Origin of the sequence: Sutterella faecalis (assembly GCF_006337085.1) — a bacterium.
Taxonomy (GTDB): domain Bacteria; phylum Pseudomonadota; class Gammaproteobacteria; order Burkholderiales; family Burkholderiaceae_F; genus Sutterella; species Sutterella faecalis.
Map to the genome: position 1 here is coordinate 2,157,126 of NZ_CP040882.1, position 25,145 is coordinate 2,182,270.

Genomic DNA, 25,145 nt, shown 5'->3' on the forward strand with positions numbered 1-25,145 from the left:
GCGATAATCCTGCGGTTACGCTGTGGGAAGCTCTTGCCCGGCGGCAGGAAAGCTGCGGGCAGAGGAGACGATGACAGCTCATCAAAGCCCGCTTCATTGAAGTGAAGAGTCTACCCAAAGTCTGCGAGTCTTCCCGCGAAAGCCTTTCGCGGCGGCGCAACCCGTTACCGGTCCCCGTGACGTCCTGAGGATTCCCCCGGACGGCTTCTTTTTTTGCGGACCAGAGAATTCCGAGCTAAGAACAATGTTTGACGAACTTTTAACCAAGATCTTCGGCAGCCGCAACGATCGGCTGATTAAGCAGTATCAGCGCAAGGTGGCGCAGATCAATAAGCTTGAACCTGCCATCCAGGCGCTTTCGGATGCCGAACTCCAGGGAAAGACGCAGGAATTCCGCGACCGCATCGCCAAGGGAGCGACGACCGACGAGCTTCTGCCTGAAGCCTTCGCCGTGATGCGCGAAGCTTCCCGGCGCGTGCTCGGCATGCGTCACTTCGACGTGCAGCTGATCGGCGGCATGGTGCTCAATGACGGCAAGATTGCTGAAATGCGCACGGGCGAAGGCAAAACGCTGACGGCGACGCTTGCCGTCTATCTCAATGCCCTTCCGGGCAAGGGCTGCCACGTGGTGACGGTGAACGACTACCTCGCCTCGCGCGACGCGGACTGGATGGGACGCGTCTACAACTGGCTCGGCCTTACGGTCGGCAAGATCCTTTCGCAGCAGGATACGGAAACGAAGCGCGCGGCTTACGCGTGCGACATTACGTACGGCACGAACAACGAGTTCGGCTTCGACTACCTGCGCGACAACATGGAGTACGACATCAAGGGGCGTCGTCAGAGAGGCCTCTACTACGCGATCGTCGACGAAGTGGACTCCATTCTGATCGACGAGGCGAGAACGCCCCTCATCATTTCCGGCCCTGCCGACGACAACACGGATCTCTACATCAAGATCAATGAGATTCCGCCGCTCCTCACCCGCCAGACCGAGGAAAAGGGAGCGGGCGACTACTGGGTGGACGAAAAGGCCCACCAGGTCTACATCTCCGAAGCCGGCCACGAGAAGCTCGAGAAGATTTTGGCCGAGCGCGGTCTTGTCGGTCCCGGCGAATCGCTTTATTCGCCGAAGAACATCATCCTCATGCACCACCTGATGGCCTCGCTCAAGGCCTATACGCTCTTCCATCGCGATCAGCAGTACGTGGTGCAGAACGGCGAAATCGTGATCGTCGACGAATTCACCGGTCGTCTGATGCCGGGCCGCCGCTGGAGCGAAGGCATCCACCAGGCCGTTGAGGCGAAGGAAGGCGTGCGCATCCAGCAGGAAAACCAGACGATGGCGTCGATCACCTTCCAGAACTACTTCCGCATGTACGAGAAGCTCTCGGGCATGACCGGCACGGCCGATACGGAAGCCTATGAGTTCCAGGACATCTACGGCCTTGAAACGGTCGTGATCCCGACGCACCGGAAGATGATCCGCATCGACGAGCAGGACAAGGTCTACCGCACCGTTCAGGAAAAGTACAACGCGATCGTGAAGGACGTGAAGGCCTGCCACGAGAAGGGCCAGCCGGTGCTCCTCGGCACGACCTCGATTGAAAATTCCGAGCTCCTCTCGAACCTCCTTACGAAGGAAGGGATTCCGCACAACGTGCTCAATGCCAAGCAGCACGAAAAGGAAGCCCAGATCGTTCTCGAAGCCGGCCGTCCCGGCATGGTGACGATTGCGACCAACATGGCCGGCCGCGGCACGGACATCGTGCTCGGCGGCGGCATCAACAAGGCGGTCGACGAAATCGAGCTCGACGAGTCGCTCACGCCCGAACAGAAGGCCGAGAAGGTTGCCAAGGTGAAGGCCGAGTGGCAGGTGCTCCACGATGAGGTGGTGAAGGCGGGCGGCCTTCGCATCATCGGCAGCGAACGCCATGAATCGCGCCGCATCGACAATCAGCTGCGCGGCCGTGCAGGCCGTCAGGGCGACCCGGGGTCGTCGTGCTTCTATCTCTCGATGGAAGACCAGCTCCTGCGCATCTTCGGCGGCGACCGCATGCGCGCCATTGCAGATCGTCTGAAGCTCGAGCCCGGCGTCGCGATTGAATCGAAGATGCTTACCCGCATGATCGAGTCGGCGCAGCGCAAGGTCGAAGGCCGCAACTACGACATCCGCAAGCAGCTCCTTGAGTTCGACGATGTTCAGAACGACCAGCGTCACGAGATTTACGGACTTCGCAACGAGATTCTTGAATCCGCGGATTCGTCCGAAATGGTGAAGAACCTCCGCGAGGGTTATTTCCAGGATCTCTTCAGAAGCTATGTTCCTGCCGATACGGTTGAGGAGCAGTGGGATCTCAACGGACTTTCCGAAAAGCTCAAGAACGAATTCGGCATCGAGGTTCCGTTCCGGAAGATGCTCGACGAAAACGAGCAGACGACCGACGAGGATCTCCTCACGGCGCTTCTCGCCCGCGTGAACGAAATCTACGAGGCGAAGGAAAAGCTGGTCGGCCACGAAGCGTTCGCGAGCTTCACGCGTTCCGTGCTTCTGCAGGTGATCGATCAGCTCTGGCGCCAGCACATTGCGGCGCTTGACGCGCTGCGTCAGGGCATCTATCTGCGCGGCTACGCGCAGAAGCAGCCGAAGCAGGAATATAAGCGCGAAGCCTTCAGCATGTTCGAGCGCCTCCTCGACTCAATTCGCGAAACGCTCGTCTCGGTCGTCATGCGCGTTGAAATCAAGCTCCCTGAGGAAGCTCAGGCCGCAGCGGACGCCAATATCGAGCAGGGCGAGGCGCGCGCGGATGCGGCTCGTCTCGCGGATGGCGGTTCGACCGCCGATCCGATGCCGCAGGATGAGGGAAGCTCGCTTGACCTTCTTTCCGACGAGGAAAAGGAAGCGCGTCTGCGCGAACTCTTCCGTCATGTCGGGCGCAATGACCCGTGCCCGTGCGGTTCCGGAAAGAAGTTCAAGGACTGCCACGGAAGGCTCCAGTAATCTGAAGTCTTTCTGCGCCTCATAAACGCGCATCCATTCGCCCGGCCGGATTCCCGCATGGAGGACCCGCCGGGCGATTTTTTTGTTTCGGGAGCATTACTCATGATCCGCATCGGGAGCAGCTTTCATGTGCCGGGAATTCGCTTCCGGAGCGATCCCGCCGGCATCGTCTTTGCGGCCGATCTCCGGCGCGGAACGCTATGGACGGCTCGTACCGCCGGTCGGTCGCTTCCGCCCGGCGCGCCTCGCGAGGACGGATCAGCCGCGCGCATTGAATGGGCTGCCGGCGAGAAGCGCCGCGCATTCGCGGCGAAGCTCTTTATTTCGACGTCATTCGGGATTGCCGGATTCGGGCCGCTCTCGGATCAGACGGCGCTCGCGCTCGAAAATGCTGCGGCCGGAATTCTGGGGGTTGAGAAGGAGAACCTCATTTCTGCGGCGGCCGGTCCCGTGCTCGAGCACTATCCGGTCGGAAGCATGATGGAGGCGCTTCAGTCCGCACGCTCTCAGCCCGCTCTTGACGAGCCTCTGGGCAGGAACGTTGATGCGCTGGGGCTTCCCTTTCGCATTGCAGAGGGTGCGCTCGACATGAGCGCAGCGGTTTTCCACTCCGAACGCACCGGAGGAGAAGTCTGGATTGCTGCAGCGAGCGCGGGAATCGGGCGCGAGGTGCTGGAAGGCGTCCGCGACCGGCTATGGCTCGCCGGGCCCGCAGCCTGGCGGGCATCGTCTGGAATTCATCCGGGCGATGCGCTCATCCTCCTTGCCACGGGCGCCTCGCCGATTGCGGAAGTTGCATCGGAAGAGGACCCGAGGACGGAATCCGTCATTGCGGGCCTCTCCACCGCGCTCGCGCAGCTCGTGAGGAAGCGCGCTCTCGCTGCGGGTGAACGAATTCCCTTCGGGCTCTTCGGCGCGGAAACGCCTCAGGAAGCGGAAGACGCGGCGGGCGTACTGGGGCGATTTATGCCGGGAATTCTGCGGAGACTCTCAGAGGATTGGGGAGAGGAGCGCGCCGGCGAGGCGCTCCTTGACGGCCTCCGGTGCGCACTCCTCTCTGCACCGCTTCCGGGGCTCGAGCGTGCGCTGATCCGCGTGTCGATCGGAGAAATGCTGCTCTCTTTCGGCCTCAGAACGGCGGCACCCCTTCCGGGAAGCCTTCTTCAATCCTGGCGGGATGGAAGCGCCGAACTTCGGATCGATCTGGGGCGAGGCGCCTGCGGCGCCGTCTTCTGGGCCTGAAGCGCGTTTCTGGAAGCGGCCGGCTTGTCCTAATGGGGAAAGCTCGGAGGCAGTGTTGGATTACGGCCTTCCGGCATCGGACGCTTCCCTTGCCTCTTCCCTGCGTTCTTCGTTGGCGAGAACTTCTTTCATGGCGCGTTCTGTTTTGACTGCCCTCAGGAAATAGAGAAGCGCCGCGAGCGTGAGCGCAAACCAGAGCACAAAGCCGTAGGCAATGGCGTCAAGTCCTGCGCTCTTGCCGAACAGCATGATGACGATGTTCGGAATGCAGGTGCCCATGTAGCTGATGAGGTAGAGCGCTGCGAGAAGACGCGCGCGCTCCATGATGCGCGAGCCTTCAAGCAGCATCTTGAAGGAGGCCGCCGTGAGCGCGCCCTGGGTGGCGCCGCAGACAAGCGCAAAAGCGATGAAGAGCTCCGGTAGCCGCCAGGCGACCGAAAGGAAAGTTCCGCATCCGGTGACGACGTAGAGAAGTCCCACCGGCGCAAAGACCTTGAGCGGCGGAAATTTGGCGGCGGCAAAGGCGCCGAGCGCATTGGGGAGCACGAGAGAAATGTAGACGAGGCCCGAGAGGATCGCGATCGGAGCGTCGACGCCCCAGAGCCCTTCGGCAACTCTTGCCGAGAAGCCCTGAAAGAAGCAGGTGAGCGCAGAGGTGCCGACAAAACCAGTTGCGGCGAGGGCCAGTCGCCTTCCGTAGCCCGGGGGTGGCATGACGGAGGGCTTCAGAATGCCTTTTTTCGTACTTTTCGTCGTAACGGTTTCGCTCGCGAGAAATACCAGCCCGGAGACCAATAGTTCAAGGACAAGCACCGAGAAGAAGAGTCCGCGGGTGCTTGCAATCTGCGTTTCGATGGCAATGCCCGCGCCGATGGTCGCGATGACGAAGCCCGCAAGCGGTCCTGATGCGCTCACGGCTGTCGCGAGCCAGCTCCGTTGAGGCGGCGCGCTGTCGACGCACCAGCTCATGGCAGCCGTCGTCGTGATGCCGCAGGCCAATCCCTGAAGCAGGCGCCCGGCCATCAGAAAGGCGGGTGAATCTGCTGCAAGAAAGAAGGCGCAGGCGGCGAGCCCGAAGAGAAGGGAAACGAAAACCGCACCCCGTCGGCCGATCACTTCGGAGAGCCTTGCAAAGAAGAGGAGCGAACAGGCGTTTCCCACCACGTAGAGGAGTACCGTCATGCCGATGGCGGCAGTGGAAAGCCCGAATTCGCGCGTCCACGTGCTCATGAGGGGCACCGGGAGCGCCGAGGCGCCGAAGGCAATGAGGACCGTGAGCGACGCAGCTGAAAAGGTAAGGTTCTGACGGGGAAGAATAGAGGATGTCTCAAGAGACATTCAGGACTCCGGAAAAAATGATTCCGGAAGTCTATGAAGACATGGGGTAGAAAGCGTTGAGAAAAATCTCGAAAAATAGACTGAAAATCTCAAATTGCCGCCGGACGCATGAAAATCCTGGATGGCTCGTGTACTTGGAAGTCTTGAGAAAGGATTGCCTCAACGATGCCTGCAGATCGTGTATAAATTTTTATAGTTTATTGAAACTAAACGAAAAATCTTTAGTACTGAAACCGAAAGCTTTTTGGGTTGGATCAACTCCCATCCTTCTTCAGCAAAATCCGCCAGGAGCCCTCGCCCCGGATGGGGCGGGGAGGAATGGCGGCTAATCGGTTGTCTGATTCTCAATGTATTTTTTAAGAACTTCCAGGGAAGCTCCGCCTACTGAACAAGCAAAGTAGCTGCGCGACCAAAACAGCCCTGTTTTGCCTCCTTCAAGAATCCCTGGATATTCCTCGCGTATCTTTCGAGACGAACGCGTTTTAAAGCGGTTCACCATCTCGCTGATGCTAACCTTTGGAGGATAGCTCACGAGCAGATGTACGTGATCCGCTTCCCCGTTGGCCTCCAGGAGGCTGCAGCCTAAATCTTCGGCCGCGATTTTTAGGGCAGCAAGCACGCTTTCGAGCACTTCCGGCGTCATCACTTTTCGCCGGTATTTCGTTGTGAAGATCAAATGCACATGGAGTTTCGTCACGCTGTGACGCGCTCTTTCGTAGTCGTCGAACATCGAAATTCTCCTTGACCGCTAATGCTTAATTATGATAATATCATAATATTTTTTAAAAATAAATTCATTTGACCGCCACATGCTCCGTGCTGCGAAATTCCGCATCTACCCAACTGCCGCTCAGGAAGCTTTTCTCTGGGCACAGTGGGGTGCTGTCCGCAAGTGCTGGAACATGGCGCTCTTCCTGAAGAAGCATTACTACCGTACGCGGGGCGTATCGCTAGACCTCATCCACGAGATCAAGCCACTCATCGCCAGAGCCAAGAAGTCGAAGAAGTACGCATGGCTTAGGGAATACGATTCGATGGCGCTTCAGGAATCGGTGCGGAATCTCAACAAGGGCTACCGCGCTTTCTTTGATGGAAGAGCAGGCTTTCCGCACTACAAGTCCCGCAGAGGGCCGCAGTCGAGCTATCACTGTACCAACGTCTCCGTCGGCCCCAACTACGTGCGCGTGCCGAAAATGGAGCCGATCAAGGCTCGGATTCATCGGGAGGTCGTCGGCAAGGTGAAGAGCATCACGCTTGAAGCCGATGCCGCCGGCGACTACTACGCCGCCGTCCTCTGGGAAGATGGTCTTGCTGAAAAGGAACCTCTGAAGGAGATCTATGAGGATCAGGTCATCGGCATCGATGTCGGCATCAAGGATCTCCTCACGGAATCGAACGGACGCAAGGAACCGAACCCGAGGCATCTGAAGCACGCCCGCAAGGTGCTGCGCCGCAGATGCCGGCAGTTTTCAAGAACTCAGAAGGGCAGCCGCCGGCGCGAGAAGGCGCGCCGCAGGCTCGCACGCGCGCATAAGCGCGTGGCGAATGCCCGCACCGACAACCTTCACAAGGTCTCTTCGCGACTCGTGAACGAAAGCCAAGCGCTGGCTGCGGAGAGTTTAAGAATCATCAACATGCTGAAGAACCACCACCTGGCGGAGTCGATTGCTGATGCCGCCTGGGGCGAGCTCTTACGAATGATTGCCTACAAAATGAAGCGGGAAGGAAAGTACTTCATACAGATCGATACTTTCTATCCCTCTTCAAAGACGTGCTCCTGCTGCGGCTTCAAGCTTGAGAAGCTTGATCTTGCTACGCGCGAATGGACGTGCCCGCACTGCGGCGCTCACCATGACCGCGACGGCAACGCTGCAGCCAACATCCGGGCTGAAGGCATCAGAATACTGAGGGCGGAGGGGCTACCCGTCCTGCGGAGAGAAATGTCCTCTCCAAATGCTCGCTGAGGTCGTGTAAATCCCGGAGACATCCGGGTTGTGACCGAAGAAGCGAGAAGCCTCGCCCAATTCGAAGAATTGGACGGGGAGTAGTCACCTTTCGCCGGGAAATTCCGCGCGGTCTGCTTCGTGAAGCGCGCCTGCGAGCGTGGCCTTCAGCCATTCCCGGGATCTTTCCCGGCTTTCCTTCGGCGTCATGCCCTCATGCCGCCGGAAAGCTCTTCCGAATGCGGAGGAGGATTTGAAGCCGAGCGAGGCCGCAATGGCTTTTACGGGTTCATCCGTATCGCGCAGGCGCTGAACGGCCAGTCGAATGCGCCAGCGCACCAGGTATTCCATGGGCGGCGTGCCGAGAATGCGGCGGAAGTGGTCCGCGAATCGCGGGCGCGACATGTGGGCGGCCTGGGCGAGCATGCTGAGGGTCCAGTCGCGGGCCGGGTCGTTGTGAATGCGCCAGAGCACCGGGACGAGCCTTGGGTCCTTCATTGCAAGGAAGAGGCCGGCTCGGCCGGCATCAGGGAGCCTCAGCGCAAAACGGATGACGTCGAGCATGACGAGGTCGATCAGGCGGCTTGCGGCGTATTCGGATCCGGGCTCGCGCCCGAGGCGCTCGAAATGGATGATGCGCATCATTCTTCGAATCGAATCGCCGCCTTCGTTCCTGCGGATGACGAGGACCGGCGGGAGCGCCGAGAAAAAGAAGTGCGCCACCGCGTTGTCGGGGACCATCTTGCCGGCAAAAACGCGCACCGAGGTTCGGCTCGAGTCTCCGTAGAGTGCAAGGCCGTCGGAGAGCGTGAAGTCCACGTCCCGCGAGGCTTGCGGAGCGGCTTCGGCGCTCGTTGCGAGAATGTAGCTTTCGGGCGCAACAAGCGCGATGGCGTCGCCTTCGCAGAGTTCAATCCGCGCGTCGGCTTCAGCCGACGGGCTGACAAAGAAGACGCCCCGGTCGACGCACATGAGCTTGATGCCGGGAAAGGCGTCGTAGCGGAGCGCCAGACCCTGAGGCGCATTCATGCCGGTGGCGACATAGCAGCGCGGCGAAAGCGTTTCGAGAAATTTGGAAAGAAGATCCGGCATGGCGGTATGGAAGTCGTCGGGCTCGAAGACTTCGGCAGATTTCCTCAAGCAAAGTCGACGCGGATAAGAGACAATGCATTTTGCGCGCGCGGAACAAATGATGCTTCCGCGCTCATCGTTGGAGAATATTGTGAGCGACAAGGTTGTTGATGTCGCCGTCGGCGTGCTGATTCGCGAAGACGGCAGAATGCTTCTCGGTTCCCGTCCTGAAGGCAAGCCCTATGCCGGCTACTGGGAATTCCCGGGCGGGAAGCTCGAAAAGAATGAAACGGTTCATCAGGCGCTTGCAAGAGAGCTTGAGGAAGAGCTCGGCATTGCGCTTGCGGACTCCACGCCCTGGTTCGTGAAGGAGCATGTTTATCCGCATGCTCATGTGCGGCTCCATTTCCGCCGCTCCCACGACTTTGTGGGCACTCCCGTGCCGAAGGAAGGCCAGGAGTGCGGGTTCTACGCCGCCAATGAACGTACGCCCGGCCTCATGCTCCCGGTCGATCAGGCGATCGTGAACCGCGTCGAGCTCCCTGAGGTTTTCGAAGAGTCTTCGGACCTTCTCACGCTTTCGCGCAACGCCCTTCAGGCAACGATCGTTCGCGACCGCAGCTACCGCTGGGTTGGCGCCCGCGCCGAAACGATGGACGATGTGCTGAAGGCCGTCGCCATGGATTACGACTTCGTCATTGTTCCGCCGGAAGCCTTTGACGGGCTTCTCGTGAACGGCGAACCCCGCATTCCGACCTATGTCGACGGCGCGCCCGCTGCCGACCTCGCGTTCTGGCAGGCGAAGGGTGCGCACGGCGTTAAACCTGTGATGTAAAAGGAAAACTTCTTCCTTAACGGCGGCGCCGGCGGGCGCCGCTTTGTTTTCCGGCGTCGAGCCGGGCCTCAAGTTCATCAGCGCGCCGCGCAGCATCCTCGAATTCCTCCGGCGACATTCTGTCGGCGGATCCGGGTTCGCCCTGAATTCGATAGCCGTCATTGCCCCATTCTCCGAGGTCAATCATCTTGCAGCGTTCGCTGCAGAAGGGACGCCAGGGATTCTCGCGGGAATATTCCGTTATCTTGCCGCAGATCGGGCAGGGAACTTTCATTTTGTTATTTTCCTGAGGCTTTCTGACTTTACTGGCAGAGGCCAAGCTGGAAGGGGATGGTTTCGTGCACTGCGTGGAGCTTGTGGCGCTCGTCAGGCAGCGAAAAGCGAATCCAGAGCATGTATTTGTTGGCGCTCACCTCGGGGATGAGCTTCGCTTCCTGCGGGAGCCAGACGCGCGCAAGGCTGTAGTTCTTTCCGGTAACGGAAAGCTGAAGCATGCCGTTGACGGCTTTTTCATTCGTGACCCGGGTGCTCGAGCGCATGAGCCGGAGAATGAGATTCACGGCGCGGATGGTAGGCACGAGCGACTCCGTGAGGGAGAGGAGCTCTTTCCGGCGTTCCTCGGGCGGGCGTGAGAGCCAGTAGTGAAGCTGAGGCATGTCGAATTCGCAGGTGCCGCCGGGGAGGTGCTGACGGGTGCGGATGAGCTGCAGCCATTCGTTGTCGCGGATGCTTTGACCCGAGCGTCCAACCACCTGAGATACCTCGCGAGAGACGCTGCTCACTTCCGAAAGAAGCTGAGCGAGATCCTCATCCGGAGATTCTTTTTCGCGGCACCTTGCCTCAAGCGCGCATTTCTGACGCAGAAGCTCCTGCACGAGGTCGTTCCTGAGGTCGCTTCTTGCTGCAACGTCGGCTAAATCAAAAATCGTGCCGATTGCGGCCTGATGCGCAATGGCGCAATCCTGACTGCAGTACCAGTCAAAGCGCTTCGCGAGCGATTCGAACCGGAGAAAGAAGCGGTTCTTTTCGCTGCAGGGAAATTCGTAGAGAAGCAAGCCGGAGTTCTGCATTGGGCGGGGAGGAAATGCGTCGGTATAGGCGCGGCCAGGGAGAGAGGACGTCGTCATCACATCTTAACGGAGCGGCAATCGCGAGTGAAGTGCCGGCAAAAGATGGCAAAGATTCTTGCTTTGCTTTCTCTATGGAGCTATGAGGCGCAAATCTGAGGAAGAACCGCTTCTGCCCAGGAGCGCACACGTCTTTCGAAGCATTCTTTCGTAGAGTCATTCATGATGATGTCGTCAGCAGCGAGAATCCGTTCACGGCGCGTCGCTTGGGCGGCAAGAAGGCGCTTCGCGGCTTCGGGAGAGAGTCCCGAACGGGTCCCGAGCCTTTCAATCTGAAGGGCTTCCGGCGCATCGATTACAAGAATGCGGTCTGCGCGCTCCCATGCGGCAGGGCTTTCAATCAGGAGCGGGCAGTCGTAAATGACGACCGGGGCGTCCTTATGCACTTCGTAAAGAAGATGGTCGACCCTGAGGGCAAGCTTCGCGTGCACGATGGCTTCGAGCTTTTTTCTTGCATCCTTGTCGCGAAAGACGAGCTCGCGCATCTTCTGGCGGTCAAGCGCGCCGTCAGACGCTGCCATATCGCTTCCGAACACCCGGATGATTTCGGGCATGGCTTCGCCGCCCGAAGCGGTAAGCGCGCGGGAGATCTGATCAGCATCCACGACGGGGCAGCCCATTGCGGCCAAAATCGCCGCGGCGGTGCTTTTCCCCGACCCGGCACCTCCGGTAAGCCCCAGAATCCAGCCCATGAACACTCCCTGATGCAGAAAAGAGTAAAGGCGCTTGTTTGTCGTCCTCTCTGCGACTTTTGGTTTTCGGCACGTTTCTTTCCGGATGTACACCAAAAATCCGACCTGAATTCGCTTTTTCGTCGAATCGCGTTTCGATGGTGTACTTCTTGGTGTACATCCGTCAACCGCTCTAGACAAGTTTTGAGAGGAACAGACGATCCGCAATACGCCGCTTAATTGATTGAAATCCGCAGTGCGGCAATGGTTTCGTGGAGTTAGATATAACAAAAAAGGCCGTCTTACGACGGCCTTTTCAAGAAACCTGGTCGGGGTGAGAGGATTCGAACCTCCGACTCCTACGTCCCGAACGTAGTACTCTACCAGGCTGAGCTACACCCCGAGATCTTCATCGTTTGAACGCTTATCGATCACGTCTAACAGTGAAGGACAGCAATTCTAGCAGACTTGAATTAAAAATGGAAGGGGGAATTTGAGAAAGTGCCTTGCGGCCTCTTTCGAGTTCCTGTTCCGCTCGCGTCTTGCAACGATCAAGAGCGCCGGATCTTATCACAATGGAAGAGATTTTGTCAAAGTCTCCGTCGCCTTTGCGGACAGCCTCGTCGATCAGCGCCTGTTCCTCCGGCGTGGCAGCCGCCCGGGCATAGATGAGCGGAAGCGTCATCTTGCCTTCCCGCAGGTCGGCGCCGAGGTTTTTGCCGATGTCCTTGGCAACGCCGGTGTAGTCGAGGATGTCGTCGGCGATCTGGAAGGCGTTCCCGAGCGCGAGTGCGTATTCGGCGACGGCTTCCTCCGCTTCGGGCGAGCATTCGGCGATGGCGGCCGCCATGCGGGCGCCGGCTTCAAAGAGGCATGCGGTTTTGCGCTCAATCACCTTGAAGTAGCGCGTCTCGTCAACCGACGGATCGTGCGCATTCACCATCTGGATGACTTCGCCTTCAGCGAGGCGGTTCGCGGCATTGGAGAGCGCTTCCATGACGCGCAGATTCCCGGCGCGCACCATCATCTGGAAGGAGCGCGTGTAGAGGAAGTCGCCCACAAGCACCGCCGCGCCGTTGCCCCAGCGGGCATTGGCCGTCGGACGGCCGCGGCGCATGGCGCTTTCGTCCACAACATCGTCGTGCATGAGCGTTGCGGTGTGCAGAAGCTCAATCGTGGCGCCGAGATAGCAGCAGAGATCGCCCTTGTAGCCGAGCGCGCGGCAGATGAGGATCAGGAGCGCCGGGCGCATGCGCTTGCCGCCTGCACTCGTGATGTAATCGCTGATTTCATGCATGCGGCTCACGTCGCTCGCGAGTTCGTTGCGGATCACGTCGTCGACCGCTTTCATGTCGAGCGCAATGGGGGCGAGAAGCCGGCGCACGAGCGCCTTCGGGTCTTCGGCAGGAGAGGTTTGAGTCATAGTGCTTGGTTGCTGCCTGTTTTCAGGTATCCGGCGAACATCGGATGATTGCGCCGGAAAGAGAGATTCAAAGTATAACCAAGGGCATTGCGCCCGCCCTCCGCGTGATCTCGGATAGATGTGCGGAAAAATGGGAATATCGCTTGACGCACCATTGATTCGAGTGAAATAATGCGCCTCTTTCCACGCAATGGACGCGCCCAGAGTGTGTCTGCCGGGGATTCCCTCCGGCCGCACAGGCACGTCGAGTACAAAAAGGCTTCGCATAAACCTGGATTTTCAGGTTGAAGCGGGGCGGCGAGGTTTATATTCATGTACGCGATCATCAAGACCGGCGGTAAGCAGTACCGCGTCAGCGTCGGCGATTCCGTTCAGGTCGAGCTTCTCGGCCAGGACGCCGGCTCCCAGGTTACCTTCACCGAAGTTCTCGCTGTTTCCGGCGAGGACGGCCTCAAGGTTGGCAAGCCCGTTGTTGAGGGCGCCACTGTTACGGGCACCATCACCAAGCTCGGCCGTACCGACAAGGTTCGCATCTTCAAGTTCCGCCGTCGTAAGCACTCCATGAAGTCGGGCGGTCATCGCCAGCACTTCGCTGAAGTTCGCATCGACGCGATCAATGCTTGATTGGTTCTTAATTCCTCTCTTTGAGTAAAAGAAAATGGCACATAAGAAAGGCGGCGGCTCTACCCGCAACGGTCGTGATTCCAAGGCGAAGCGCCTTGGCGTGAAGGTTTTCGGCAATGCGGCCATCAACGCCGGCGGCATCATCGTCCGTCAGCGCGGCACGCAGTTCCATGCTGGCGACAACGTCGGCACGGGCAAGGACTACACCCTCTACGCGCTTGTCGACGGCGTCGTCAAGTTCGAAGTGAAGGGTGCGTTCCATCGCCACTACGTTCACGTCGAACCGACGGCCCTCTGATCTCCTCTACATTTGAGATCAGCCGGCCGGACGAAAGCGGACTTCTGCTCCTTCTGAAGCGGAGGTCCGTTCCGGATCGAAAAAAAGCCCAGTGCGGATCTCCCGGCTGGGCTTTTGCGTTATAAGCACTCTCATCTTTTTTATTCCCCGACATTTTTATCGAGGCCTATTGTGAAATTCGTCGACGAAGCCAGAATCGAGGTTCAGGGCGGCAAGGGCGGCAACGGCGCCGCGAGCTTCCGCCGCGAGAAGTTCATTCCGAAGGGCGGCCCTGACGGCGGCGACGGCGGCCGCGGCGGCTCCGTGTGGGCCGAGGCTGACCGCAACATCAATACGCTCGTCGACTATCAGTACACGAGAAAGTTCTTCGCTCCCGCGGGCGAAAACGGACGCGGCGCAGACTGCTACGGCGCGGGCGGGAAGGACATTGTCCTGCGCATGCCGGTGGGCACGATCATCCGCGACACGGATACGGGTGAAACGGTCGCCGACCTTGCCGAGCACGGCGCTCGCGCGCTTCTTGCCGCAGGCGGCAAGGGCGGTCTCGGAAACCTTCACTTCAAGAGCTCCGTCAATCGCGCTCCGCGCCAGTTCACGCCGGGCGAACCCGGTCAGTACCGCTCGCTCGAGCTTGAGCTCAAGGTGCTCGCCGACGTGGGCCTTCTCGGGATGCCGAATGCCGGCAAGTCCACCCTCATTTCGGCGGTTTCCAATGCCCGTCCGAAGATTGCGGACTATCCCTTTACGACGCTCCATCCGCACCTCGGCGTGGTGCGCGTGGGTCCTGAGCAGAGCTTCGTCCTTGCCGACGTTCCCGGCCTCATCGAGGGCGCTGCGGAAGGCGCCGGCCTCGGACACCTCTTCCTGCGTCATCTTTCGCGCACGAAGGTGCTTCTGCATGTGATCGATGCCTGCCCGATCGACGAGTCGGTCGATCCCTTCGAGCAGGCGCACGCGCTGGTGGGAGAACTCGAAAAGTACGATCCGGAACTCGCCGCCAAGCCCCGCTGGGTGGTCCTCAACAAGATGGACCTCGTCCCCGAAGAGGAGCGCGAAGGGTTGATCCGGAAGTTCCGCGACGCCTTCGCCCGCGAGCATGAGCCGGTTTTTGCCGTTTCCGCGGCCACCCGCGAGGGTCTCCCGGAGCTGGTCAACAAGCTCGCTCAGAAAATTGACGAGGACCGTCGCGCCGAGCAGCAGTTCCTTGACGACGAGCGCTTCGACGAAGCGCGCAATACGCCTTTTGATCCGGCTGCCGACTAACGACGCCTTACGAGGTCTTCTTTCTCCCGGGCGGCGCTTTTCTCCGGAAGCTTTCGCCGCCCGATTCCTTCGAAGGTCGCAACATGACTTCACTCTTAGAGAATGCCCGCCGCATCGTCGTAAAGGTCGGCAGCGCGCTCGTCACCAACGAGGGGCGGGGCGTTGACATCAGGGCGATCGAGCGCTGGGCGCATCAGATCGCTGAGCTGCGCGCCATGGGGCGCGAAGTGGTGCTCGTGAGTTCCGGCGCCATTGCGGAAGGCATGAAGCGCCTCGGGTGGACCACGCGGCCCTCGCGCGTCTGCGAGCTTCAGGCGGCCGCCGCAGTGGGCCAGATGGGGCTCGTGCAGGCCTATGAGGAGCATTTTGCTGCCCACGGCATCGGTACGGCTCAGATTCTGCTCACGCACGCCAACCTTGCCGACCGCGAGCAGTACCTCAATGCGCGCATGACACTGATTGAACTTCTTTCGCTCGGGATCGTTCCCGTCATCAACGAGAACGACACCGTGGTGACGGAAGAAATCAAGGTGGGCGACAACGACACGCTGGGCGCACTCGTCACGAACCTGGTGGAAGCCGATGTGCTCGTGATCCTCACGGATCAGCGGGGACTTTATACGGCCGATCCCCGCTCGAATCCGGATGCGGAATTCGTCTCTGAAGCCGCCGCCGGCGACCCGAAGCTCGAGAAAATGGCCGGGGGTGCTGCGAGCCAGCTCTCAAAGGGCGGCATGATCACGAAGATTCTTGCCGCAAAGCGCGCCGCGCGCTCCGGCGCCGGCACCATCATCGCTTCGGGCCGGGAGGAAGACGTTCTGGTTCGACTTGCCAAAGGCGAGTCGATCGGCACGCACCTGAAGCCCGCTTCATCGGTGCTTCACGCGAGAAAGCAGTGGATTGCGGATCATCTGCGCTCCGCCGGGCGGCTCGTGCTGGATCCGGGCGCCGTGCGTGCGCTTCGCGAAAGCCACACGTCGCTCCTCCCCGTCGGCGTCAAGGCCGTTGAAGGCGACTTCGTGAGAGGCGAGATGGTGGTCTGCGTCGACGAGGAAGGCCGTGAAGTCGCCCGCGGGCTCGTGAGCTACGCGAGCGATGATGCCCGCCGGATCTGCCGTGCGCACACGGAGGACATCAGCCGCATTCTCGGCGCCTGCGATGCGCCCGAGATGATCCATCGCGACAATCTTGTCGTTCTCTGAATTTAAAATATCTCCCGCTTTTTTCGCCGCTTTCGTGCTTGTGCCTTCATCGCAGACGAAAGCGGCTTCAACACTCCAAAAGGCTTTCCTGGAGCACCAGAAGGCATAAGCGCCTTCAGGCTTCCGGAGAAAGCCGGAATTGAATCCTATGCGAGCCCGTTCATTCTTTATTTCGACTCTCAAAGAAGCCCCCGCTGATGCCGACGTCATCAGCCAGCAGTACATGATCCGCTCCGGCATGATCAAGAAGCTTGCCGCGGGCGTCTATACCTACATGCCCCTCGGTCTTCGCGTGATCCGCAAGATCGAGAAAATCATCCGCGAGGAAATGGTTCGCGCGGGGTCGATTGAGCTCCTGATGCCGATGGTTCAGCCGGCGGAACTCTGGCAGGAAACCGGCCGCTGGGAAAAGTACGGTCCTGAGCTTCTGCGCATCAAGGACCGCCACATGCGCGACTTCGTGATCCAGCCGACTTCCGAAGAGGTCATTACGGATGTGGCGCGTCAGGAAATCAAGAGTTGGCGCCAGCTTCCCGTCAACTTCTTCCACATTCAGACGAAGTTCCGCGACGAGCGCCGTCCGCGCTTCGGCGTGATGCGCGGCCGCGAATTCACGATGAAGGACGCGTACTCGTTCGACCGTGATGAGGAAGGCGCCGGGAAGTCCTACGACAAGATGTACGAGGCTTATCAGCGCATCTTCAACCGCATCGGCCTCGTCTTCCGCGCCGTGCGCGCCGACACGGGCTCGATCGGCGGCTCCCGCTCGCACGAGTTCCAGGTGATCGCGAACGCGGGCGAAGACGTCATCGCCTACTGCCCGGATTCCGATTACGCCGCCAATATCGAGCTCGCGGAAGCTTCTTCCATGCTCCCGGGCCGTGCGGAACCGAAAGAAAAGATGGAAAAGCGCGCGACGCCGGGCCAGGAAAAGTGCGAGCTCGTGACGGAGTATCTCGGCATCCCGTTCCTCTCCTCGATCAAGAGCGTCGTGCTTGCCGCCGACCGCACGAACGAAAAGGGAGAGCCGCTCCCGGCGAAGATCGTGCTCGTGCTCCTGCGCGCCGACCATGAACTCAACGAAGTGAAGGCGGGCCATATTCCTGAACTGAAGGAAGGCTTCCGCTTTGCGACCGAAGAGGAAATTCTCGCCGCCTTCGGCTCGAAGCCGGGCTACCTCGGCCCCATCGGCCTCAAGGGCGACGTGGCGGTCTATGCCGACAAGACGGCCGCCGACATGAGCGACTTCTGCTGCGGCGCGAACGAAGAGGGCTACCACTACACGGGCGTCAACTTCGGGCGCGATCTCCCTGAACCCACGGTGATGGATCTGCGCAACGTCGTCGAAGGCGACAAGTCCCCCGACGGCAAGGGCGTGCTCCGTCTGCAGCGCGGCATTGAAGTGGGCCACGTCTTCTTCCTCGGCACCCGCTATTCGGCCCCGATGCAGGCCAACTTCCTTGACGAAAACGGCAAGCCTCAGCCCATGCAGATGGGCTGCTACGGCATCGGCGTCACCCGCGTGGCGGGTGCGGCGATCGAGCAACGTCACGACGATAAGGGCATCATGTGGCCCGACGCCATTGCGCCCTTTGAAGTGGTGATCTGCCCGATGAACTATGCAAAGAGCGAAGCCGTCCGCGCCGCGGCCGACAAGCTCTATGAAGAACTTCTCGCAAAGGGCGTCGACGTGATCCTCGACGACCGCGACATGCGCCCGGGCGTGATGTTTGCCGAGTGGGAGCTGATCGGCGTGCCGCATCGCGTCGTGATCGGCGACCGCGGCCTCAAGACGGGTGAAGTCGAATATGCCGACCGCACGAACCTCGCCGAAAAGACGATGGTGAAGGTTGAGGAAGCGGCTGAATTCGTCGCCTCCCGCGTCGCGCGCTAAGCGAAAAGCACTCCCTCGAGAGGGGAGTGCCTGAGGCTTCTCAACCAAAAAATCGTGATGAGTAAAGGGCTTCCTCACCCTCTATCATGAAAGATGAGGAAGCCCTCGGCGCGCGACCTGTCTGCGTACGTTTTTTTGGTAACGTTTCTGACGCTTGCCGTCAAAAAATTGCAGCGGAACTTTCGCACCCTATATTGCTCTGTTCGCTGGCTTGAACGCTGGTGACTAGGCGTGTGGAAAAATGAGCGTAGCTTCCGGGTGGTTGCTGCGTCTACCTGTTTCTCCAACATCTTCGTGGTTGCCAGGGCTTCCTCGAACCCCAATCATTTCTTAATGGAGGGGCTATGAGTAAGTCTAACCGTACCGATACGCCATTGCGAGCTGCCCGTGCGCAGATCAGTAATCCCGAAATTACTGTTCACGCGATGTACCGCTCGGCAATAGGCATTGACGTTCATCTCAACCTACTCGTCTGCTGCCATCAGAAGCAGGTTGCAGGTCATCGTGAACAATCTGAGAGCCGGGATTTCAATACCGACCGCGCAAGCATCGATGCTTTCGCCGCCTGGTGCCGTGAATGCAATCCCGACATCATCCTTATGGAATCAACCGGGTCATTGTGGCAGAGCCCGTACGAAGCCCTCGAGAGAGCCGGCTTCACTTCTGAGCAGCTGGCTCTGATCAATGCCCGCGACGCCAAAGCGGCAGCCGGCCGCAAAACGGACCGCAAGGACGCATCACGTCTGGCGTCTCTTGCCCGAACGGGAAACTTCAAAAAATCCTTCGTGCCGGAGAAGGCCTTTCGTCTGCAGCGCGTCATTTCACGTGATCTGCAGAAGAACAGGAATGACATTTCCCGAACTTCCAATCGTTTCGGCAAGTCTCTGAATCTCACCGGATGCCGGCCTACAACGGTATTCAGCGACATCCGCGGAGGCAAAGCTGCCAGCCTCATCCTGATGGCCAAGCTCAGAGATGATCCGCACTTGTTTGATGTCATCAAGCAAAACAGCCGCCGGCTGCGGGCAAGCCCTGAGCAGATCATGCAGGCGCTCAACTTCGAAATCGAGCCGATGATGAAGGAGCAGATTCTGGCGCTCCGGAAAAAGATCGATCAGCTCGAGGAGTACGACCGAAGCACTTTCGAAAGGCTCCGCCAGCTGCAGGCTCCCTACGAGAAGGACATCCAGCTGCTCATTACCATAACGGGGATTCAGGAACGCTCGGCCCGCATGATTTACGCCGAACTCTGTGCGGATTTGAAGGACCACTTCCCCACGTCAGAGCAGTTTACTTCCTGGCTCGGCATTTGCCCGGGGGACAACACATCTGCCGGCAAACAGAAAAGTGGAAAATGCCCGAAAGGGAACAAACACCTGAGGCGCACGCTGATTGAAGCCGCCAGAGGACTTGTGGTCGGCGGTACCGCTGCGCTGAAGGAAAAATTCCAGGTGCTCAAGATGCGGCGCGGCTACAGGCGTGCCATGGTCGCCTTCGCACACCTGCTCGCACGCATCATTTATTCCGTTCTCACTCATCAGAAAGGCTTTGAGCCTTACCAGTCAACGGCGTTTCGGGACACCTTGATGGAACGAGCAAAGAACGGCGTAAAGCAGTTGCTGAAACTCAAAGGAACGAAATACGTGATCGCTGACGGCCTGGTTGTGGAGACGAAAACGGGTGCGATCCTAGGCGCAGTCGTCAGCAGTTAGCGTAGCTTCAGCAGCCTGAGAAGCAGCAGATACCATGCTGGACGTTCTTGTGAGAACGCCCGCAGGGAAGGTCGCGCGCCGAGGGCTTCCTATCTTTCGTGGAAAAATCGCCCGGATCGGCAGCCGCTGCCGTTCCGGGCGTATTTTTTGGTGCGGACAAGTTTTTTCAAGCGCGCCGGAGCGTGCTTATTGCTTGTCTTCAACCGGGTCGAAGCTGAGCGAAATCTCGCGCGGCATGTCTTCGCCCGCGCCGGGGCGCGGCAATGGATTGCAGCGGCGGATCGCACGGGCAACGGCGGCGTCGTAAGCCGGCCACCCGGAGGGCGTCACGAGCTTCGGCGTCCCCACCTGCTCGCCGGTCGGGAGAAGCTGGAGGCTGTAGACCGCACGATACTGCCCGGGCCGGGTGGTCGAGGGCACGTCGATCGTGATGTTCGGACGAATGCAGCTGCGGACCTGATTGGACCAGGTGGCGAGCGCCGAGCCCGTCAGCGACCGGCGGAAATTCCGGCGGTCACCCGTCGTCGTGCCGGAGCGCTGGGCGTTCGGATCGACCTTGGCCGAAAGACGCGCAAGCTCCTGCTCGCGGAAGCGCTGCGCAACGCGGCGGCGCTCCTCGGCTTCCTCGCGGGCCTTCTTTTCGGCCGCCGCTTTCCTCGCGGCTTCCTCGGCCTGGCGCTTTTCCTCAGCAACGCGAAGCTCTTCGGCGATGCGGCGGGCTTCCGCTTCAGCGGCCTCTCGTTTCTCCTCGGCGATGCGGGCTTCCTCAACCTTACGCTGCTCCTCGGCAATCCGGGCTTCCTCGGCACGGCGCGCTTCCTCGGCCTTCTTCGCTTCCTCTGCCTTGCGGGCGGCTTCAGCGAGGCGCTCCTGAGCGAGACGCTCTTCTTCGAGGCGCCTTTCTTCCTCTAAGGCGCGACGGCGTTCGGCTTCAATCGCCTCCTGACGCATGCGCTCGATTTCCTCGGCGCGTGCGCGCTCCTGAGCAATGCGCTCTTCCTCGGCTCTGCGGGCTTCCATTTCCTCGCGGGCCTGACGCGCGATCGCTTCCTCTTCAAGGCGCTCTGCTTCGCGGGCTTCCTGGGCGGCAAGCTCCTCAGGCGTCGGGCCGGCAGGTTCCGGGGGCGGAGCGGGTTCGGGCTCGGGTTCCGGCTTCGGTTCAGGCTGGTGTTCTGGTTCCGGTTCGGGTTCGGGTTCCGCGGCCTTCTTTTCCGGTGCGTCCGCTTCGTCGCGCCCCGTTTCCTCGGGGAGCTTCTCGGCAACGCCCGACGGGTCGTTTCCGCCCGACACATCCTCGGGCGCCCAGAGTTCGGCATAAACCGTCTCGGGGGCAGTATTCCACTGGAACACGGTGAAGAGGCCCGCAAAGAGAGCGCCATGAACCGCTACAGAGAGAATGGCGGCGGGGAAGCTGTCCCGCCGGTCTTCCCGGCGGAAGCGCTCGCGCGTGATCTCTTCTTCAGTGAGCTTGATCATGGGGCGCGCTCCTATCGCGCGGCGGCGGAACGCTCCACCTTGAGGGAGAGTCCGACGCGCTCGACGTTGGCAGCCTGAAGCGACTTCATGACGTTGACGACATCCTCATAGCGGACGTTCTTGTCGGCCGCAATGACGACAGGGGTCTTGGGGTCGCCTGCCTGCGCCTCGCGCACGGCGGCAACAAGCCCCGGCATGTCCGTGGGCTTCATGTCCTTGCCGGAGCGAAGCGACATCCGCCCGTCCGGATAGACGATGACCTCGACCACCTTTTCCGGCGCATTCGAAGCCTTGTTGACCGAGGGGAGATTCACCACGCTCGGATTTACGAAAGGTGCGGCCACCATCAGAATGACGACGAGCACGAGCATCACGTCGATGTAGGGCACGACGTTGATTTCGGCCATCAGGCCGCGGCGGCGGTTGCTGGAGCGAAGCGGCATGGCAAATCAGCTCCGCGACTGGCGTTCGAGGATGTTGAGGAACTCCTCGCTGAAGCCCTCGACGCGGTTGGAAAGACGCCCCGTGCGGTTGTTGAAGTAGTTGTAGGCGGCAACCGCTGGAATGGCGGCAAAGAGGCCGATCGCCGTGGCGACGAGCGCTTCGGCAATGCCGGGAGCAACGACGGCGAGGCTCGCGTTCTCAAGGCTCGAGAGTCCGGTGAAGGCGTTCATGATGCCCCAGACCGTGCCGAAGAGGCCGATGTAGGGCGAGGTCGAGCCGATCGAGGCGAGAAGCGGAAGCCCCCCTTCGAGATGATCCATTTCACGCGTGAAAACGGCGCGCATGGCGCGCGAGACGCGGTTGACGACGTCGCCTCCTGATGCAGGCGACTGGCGCTGCTTCATGAATTCATTCATGCCGGCGGCGAAGATGCGCTCTTCCATCCCGGCGGTATCGCGCGAGCGGTTGGCGGTTTCAAGGAGCTTCGTGAGTTCGGTGCCGGACCAGAAGCGCGACTCGAAGTCGTCCGTCTGGCGCGTGGCGCGGGTAATCGCAAAGAATTTGCGGAAGATCACGGTCCAGCTGGCAAGCGAAAGAACGATCAGGATGGCGAGAACGATCTTCACCACAATGCTCGCGTTGGAGATGAGCGTGAGGATCGAAAGATCGGCGGTAGCGTTCATTTGAGCAAAAATGAATGGTTGAAGGAGAAAAAGAAAAATCAGTTCGCCGGGGCGTCGGCTTCATCAAGCAGCCGGCAGATGCGCTCGTAGAGCTCATCCTTCATGGCGGAGGGCGCGAGCGTCGCGCGGCTCACGCACCCGACTCTCACTTCGCCCTCGGTCACGAGCTCGCCCCTGGCGTTGACCACGTTCTGCTCGAAGACGATGGAAGCGCGCCGCAGCTGCTTCACGCGCGTAACGACCGTCAGGTCGTCGTCAAGGCGCGCGGCTCTGCGGTAGCGGATCGAGACGCTCGCCGCAACAAATAGCTGCCCGTCGGGATTGGTGAGCTCTCCGGCCTGGGAGACGGCGAGCCGGCGCATCAGGTCTGAGCGCGCGCGCTCCATGTACTTCAGGTAGTTGCTGTGGTAGACGATGCCGCCCGCATCCGTATCTTCCCAGTAAATATGAACGGGAAATCGGGCTGTAAACTGAGACATAGTGTCAAGGAAAAGCGGAAGAGCGAATCTTGAAGTGGGTGCCGCGCGCATTGGGGCGCGAAGCATCCCGTAGTATAGGGGTTTGACCGCACTGAACGAGGTCCGAATGGGCGCTGCGGCAATGTTTTGCAATAGAAGAGACACCATGGAGGCAGGCGTGAGGCGTCGAGGATGGATTGAGCGGGCGGCGGGCGTAAGTCCGGCACTCTCGGGAGTGCTCTGTGCGCTGGTCGCGGTGCTCTCAGCCCTCGTTCTCGGCCTTCTGCTCCCGGATGCCCCGACGAGTCCCCGGCCGCTTGCCGACTATGGAGAGAAAACGCTCTTTACGGCCTTCGGCTCGAGAAGCCCGAGAACGCTCGATCCGCAGAAATCCTATTCGTCGGACGAGACGGCTTATACCTATGCGGTCTATGAGCCCCCCTACCAGTATGCGTATCTGAAGCGCCCCTACGTGCTTGAACCCCGGACGGCCGAAGCCGTTGCGGCTCCGCTTTATTTTGACCGCGAGGGGAGGGAACTTCCTTCCGACGCCGATCCGGCTCTGATTGCGGAATCGCACTATGAGATCCGCATCCGCCCCGGGATCCGCTATGCGCCGCATCCGGCTTTTGCCAAGGACGCGGACGGGAAATACCTCTACCACGCCTTGTCGGCGGAGGAAGCCTCCCGCGTGAGAAGTCCCTTTGATCTTCCGAAAGCGGATACGCGCGAACTTGTTGCCGCCGACTACGTGAACGGCATTCGCCGCATTGCGAGCCCGCAGGTCGCAAGTCCCATTTTCGGCACGATGAGCGCGCGCATTGTCGGATTTCATGAATTCCGCGAGGCGCTCCGTCAGAAATGGAAGGCCATGCGCGAGCGCGGCGCCGCGGATGATGCCTGGCTCGACCTCATGAGCATTCCGTTCGCAGGCGTTGAGGTTATCGACCGCTATCGCTTTCGCATCCGCGTGAAGGGGAAGGACCCGCAGTTCTCCTACTGGCTCGCGATGACGTTCTTTGCGCCCGTTCCGGCAGAAGCCGAAAAGTTCTACGCCCAGAAGCGACTCCGGGCCAACAATGTGTCGCTCGACACCTGGCCCGTCGGTACCGGGGCGTTCCGGATGAAGACCTTCCTTGAAAATCGCCGCCACGAGCTCGAAAGAAACCCCCTCTATGCGCACGGGACCTATCCCTGCGAGGGCGAATCCGGCGACAGGGAGGCGGGGCTCCTCTCCGACTGCGGCAAGCCCCTTCCTTTCGTCGACCGCGTGGTCTTCGAGATCGAGAAGGAAGCCATGCCGCTGCAGTCGAAGTTCCTCGCGGGCTACTACGACAGTCCCTTCATCGAACGCGTCGATACGGGGCTGGGCTATCTGGTTGCCATGGAGGACGATCCCGGAAAGGCGAGCCTCTATCGGGAGCGCGAGCTCAAATTCCCGAAGACCGTCCAGACGGGGCTCTGGTACCTGGGCTTCAACTGGCTCGATCCGGTGGTCGGAGGCGGGAGGACCCCGGAAGAAGCGGAGCGCCACAGGTACCTTCGTCAGGCAATCGCGATTGCGGTCGACTGGGAGGAAAACATCGCGATCTTCCAGAAGAACCAGGGGATGCCCGCCCACGGGCCGATTCCTCCGGGACTTTTCGGCTGGCGCGACGACGGCCCCTCGGCCTTTAATCCTGAGGTGTATGCAAAGGACGCCTCCGGCAGGGCGGTGAGAAAGCCGATTGAGGAAGCAAAGCGCCTTCTTGCGCTTGCGGGCTTCCCGGACGGGCGCGACGCGAAGACGGGCGCACCTCTCGTTCTTTATTTCGACTATCAGAATGCCGCTCAGGGCGGAAGCGCCTATCTCGAGTGGTATCAGCGGCAGTTCAAAAAACTCGGCATTCAGCTTGAAATCCGGGCCACCGACTACAACCGCTTCCAGGAAAAAATGATGAAGGGCGCGGCGCAGATCTTCTTCTGGGGGTGGAATGCGGACTATCCGGATGCGGAAAACTTCCTCTTCCTTTTCTATGGCCCCAACGGCAAGGTGAAGAACGAAGGGGAAAATGCAGCGAACTATGAGAGCGAAGCCTTTGATGCGGCCTTCCGCGAGATGCGCTTTCTCGAGGATGGTCCCCGGCGCGCGGAGCTTATCGACCGCATGATCCGGATTCTGCAGGAGGATGCGCCGATCCTCTTCGGCTACTTCCCGCCGGGAGCCGCCGCCTATCACGCCTGGGTCGGGAACGCGAAGCCCTCGGGCATGGTGCAGAACAGCCTGCAGTATCTCAAGGTCGATGAAAAGGCGAGAGTCGAGCGCCTCGTTGAATGGAATAAGCCCGTTCTCTGGCCTTTCGGGCTCCTCGTCTTCGCGCTTTTGATGCTTCTGAGGGGCGCGGCGGGGCTCATCGTGCGCCGCGAAAGCCTGAGAATGCGGCCGCTCAAGGGAGAATAA

The 25,145-nt window shown here is 60.1% G+C and carries 22 protein-coding genes and 1 tRNA gene; 11 read left to right on the forward strand and 12 right to left on the reverse strand.

The features are described from left to right. The first annotated feature begins 244 nt into the window (after positions 1-244). Both secA and FG381_RS09115 read left to right on the forward strand, forming a co-directional pair. Positions 245-3,001 carry a preprotein translocase subunit SecA gene (gene secA, locus FG381_RS09110; protein ID WP_139688510.1) on the forward strand — a complete coding sequence of 919 codons (2,757 nt, stop codon included), beginning with the start codon at positions 245-247 and terminating at the stop codon, positions 2,999-3,001. A 102-nt stretch (positions 3,002-3,103) separates the two neighbouring features. Continuing rightward, the gene (locus FG381_RS09115; RefSeq protein WP_139688511.1) at positions 3,104-4,243 is read left to right on the forward strand and encodes a hypothetical protein; all 1,140 of its coding nucleotides are present in this window, start codon (positions 3,104-3,106) and stop codon (positions 4,241-4,243) included. Between the two features lie 60 nt (positions 4,244-4,303). On the opposite strand, the gene FG381_RS09120 is transcribed toward FG381_RS09115, so the two are convergent. Both FG381_RS09120 and tnpA read right to left on the reverse strand, forming a co-directional pair. After that, positions 4,304-5,581 (reverse strand): MFS transporter, encoded by a 1,278-nt coding sequence (locus FG381_RS09120; protein WP_139688512.1) that lies wholly within the window; start codon positions 5,579-5,581, stop codon positions 4,304-4,306. Between the two features lie 325 nt (positions 5,582-5,906). Further along, on the reverse strand, positions 5,907-6,311 hold the full coding sequence (gene tnpA / locus FG381_RS09125) for an IS200/IS605 family transposase (protein ID WP_139688188.1): 405 nt from the start codon (positions 6,309-6,311) through the stop codon (positions 5,907-5,909). A 79-nt stretch (positions 6,312-6,390) separates the two neighbouring features. Between tnpA and FG381_RS09130 the strand changes: the two genes are divergently transcribed. Continuing rightward, a complete protein-coding gene (locus FG381_RS09130; RefSeq protein WP_139688513.1) occupies positions 6,391-7,545 on the forward strand; it encodes an RNA-guided endonuclease InsQ/TnpB family protein in 1,155 nt (384 codons plus the stop codon). Between the two features lie 84 nt (positions 7,546-7,629). On the opposite strand, the gene FG381_RS09135 is transcribed toward FG381_RS09130, so the two are convergent. Beyond that, positions 7,630-8,664: a helix-turn-helix transcriptional regulator gene (locus FG381_RS09135; RefSeq protein ID WP_139688514.1), complete on the reverse strand. Its 1,035-nt coding sequence runs from the start codon at positions 8,662-8,664 to the stop codon at positions 7,630-7,632. Between the two features lie 82 nt (positions 8,665-8,746). Between FG381_RS09135 and FG381_RS12950 the strand changes: the two genes are divergently transcribed. Then, complete coding sequence (locus FG381_RS12950) at positions 8,747-9,430, forward strand: NUDIX domain-containing protein (RefSeq protein ID WP_407703349.1); 684 nt, start codon at positions 8,747-8,749, stop codon at positions 9,428-9,430. 16 nt (positions 9,431-9,446) lie between these two features. Here the strand turns inward: FG381_RS12950 and FG381_RS09145 are convergent, their stop codons facing one another. The 5 genes from FG381_RS09145 to FG381_RS09165 form a co-directional block, all read right to left on the reverse strand. Further along, a complete protein-coding gene (locus FG381_RS09145) occupies positions 9,447-9,704 on the reverse strand; it encodes a DNA gyrase inhibitor YacG (protein ID WP_139688515.1) in 258 nt (85 codons plus the stop codon). A 28-nt stretch (positions 9,705-9,732) separates the two neighbouring features. Beyond that, positions 9,733-10,557: a cell division protein ZapD gene (zapD, locus tag FG381_RS09150; RefSeq protein WP_226960378.1), complete on the reverse strand. Its 825-nt coding sequence runs from the start codon at positions 10,555-10,557 to the stop codon at positions 9,733-9,735. An 80-nt stretch (positions 10,558-10,637) separates the two neighbouring features. After that, a complete protein-coding gene (gene coaE, locus FG381_RS09155) occupies positions 10,638-11,249 on the reverse strand; it encodes a dephospho-CoA kinase (protein WP_139688516.1) in 612 nt (203 codons plus the stop codon). Between the two features lie 305 nt (positions 11,250-11,554). After that, a tRNA-Pro gene (locus FG381_RS09160) sits at positions 11,555-11,631 on the reverse strand. A 21-nt stretch (positions 11,632-11,652) separates the two neighbouring features. Beyond that, the gene (locus FG381_RS09165) at positions 11,653-12,651 is read right to left on the reverse strand and encodes a polyprenyl synthetase family protein (protein ID WP_139688517.1); all 999 of its coding nucleotides are present in this window, start codon (positions 12,649-12,651) and stop codon (positions 11,653-11,655) included. 312 nt (positions 12,652-12,963) lie between these two features. On the opposite strand from FG381_RS09165, the gene rplU reads away from it, so the two are divergent. The 6 genes from rplU to FG381_RS09195 all read left to right on the forward strand — a co-directional run bounded on the left by rplU (position 12,964) and on the right by FG381_RS09195 (position 19,644). After that, on the forward strand, positions 12,964-13,275 hold the full coding sequence (rplU, locus tag FG381_RS09170) for a 50S ribosomal protein L21 (RefSeq protein ID WP_139688518.1): 312 nt from the start codon (positions 12,964-12,966) through the stop codon (positions 13,273-13,275). A gap of 34 nt (positions 13,276-13,309) precedes the next feature. Continuing rightward, positions 13,310-13,573: a 50S ribosomal protein L27 gene (gene rpmA / locus FG381_RS09175; protein WP_139688519.1), complete on the forward strand. Its 264-nt coding sequence runs from the start codon at positions 13,310-13,312 to the stop codon at positions 13,571-13,573. A gap of 171 nt (positions 13,574-13,744) precedes the next feature. Then, on the forward strand, positions 13,745-14,836 hold the full coding sequence (gene cgtA / locus FG381_RS09180) for an Obg family GTPase CgtA (protein WP_139688520.1): 1,092 nt from the start codon (positions 13,745-13,747) through the stop codon (positions 14,834-14,836). A gap of 83 nt (positions 14,837-14,919) precedes the next feature. Beyond that, a complete protein-coding gene (proB, locus tag FG381_RS09185) occupies positions 14,920-16,038 on the forward strand; it encodes a glutamate 5-kinase (RefSeq protein WP_139688521.1) in 1,119 nt (372 codons plus the stop codon). Positions 16,039-16,186: 148 nt separating this feature from the next. Further along, positions 16,187-17,932 (forward strand): proline--tRNA ligase, encoded by a 1,746-nt coding sequence (locus FG381_RS09190; RefSeq protein ID WP_139688522.1) that lies wholly within the window; start codon positions 16,187-16,189, stop codon positions 17,930-17,932. A 344-nt stretch (positions 17,933-18,276) separates the two neighbouring features. Then, complete coding sequence (locus tag FG381_RS09195) at positions 18,277-19,644, forward strand: IS110 family RNA-guided transposase (RefSeq protein WP_139687046.1); 1,368 nt, start codon at positions 18,277-18,279, stop codon at positions 19,642-19,644. Positions 19,645-19,830: 186 nt separating this feature from the next. Here FG381_RS09195 and tolA read toward each other — a convergent pair whose 3' ends face one another. From tolA to FG381_RS09215, 4 genes are read right to left on the reverse strand one after another with little or no spacing between them, the layout of a single operon-like run. Continuing rightward, positions 19,831-21,120 carry a cell envelope integrity protein TolA gene (gene tolA, locus FG381_RS09200; RefSeq protein WP_139688523.1) on the reverse strand — a complete coding sequence of 430 codons (1,290 nt, stop codon included), beginning with the start codon at positions 21,118-21,120 and terminating at the stop codon, positions 19,831-19,833. Positions 21,121-21,131: 11 nt separating this feature from the next. Further along, the gene (locus tag FG381_RS09205; protein WP_139688524.1) at positions 21,132-21,563 is read right to left on the reverse strand and encodes an ExbD/TolR family protein; all 432 of its coding nucleotides are present in this window, start codon (positions 21,561-21,563) and stop codon (positions 21,132-21,134) included. Between the two features lie 6 nt (positions 21,564-21,569). After that, entirely contained in the window at positions 21,570-22,247 is a 678-nt protein-coding gene (gene tolQ / locus FG381_RS09210) for a protein TolQ (protein ID WP_139688525.1), read from the reverse strand. A gap of 38 nt (positions 22,248-22,285) precedes the next feature. Then, entirely contained in the window at positions 22,286-22,726 is a 441-nt protein-coding gene (locus tag FG381_RS09215; protein ID WP_139688526.1) for a YbgC/FadM family acyl-CoA thioesterase, read from the reverse strand. Between the two features lie 145 nt (positions 22,727-22,871). Between FG381_RS09215 and FG381_RS09220 the strand changes: the two genes are divergently transcribed. Beyond that, a complete protein-coding gene (locus tag FG381_RS09220) occupies positions 22,872-25,145 on the forward strand; it encodes an ABC transporter substrate-binding protein (protein ID WP_139689188.1) in 2,274 nt (757 codons plus the stop codon).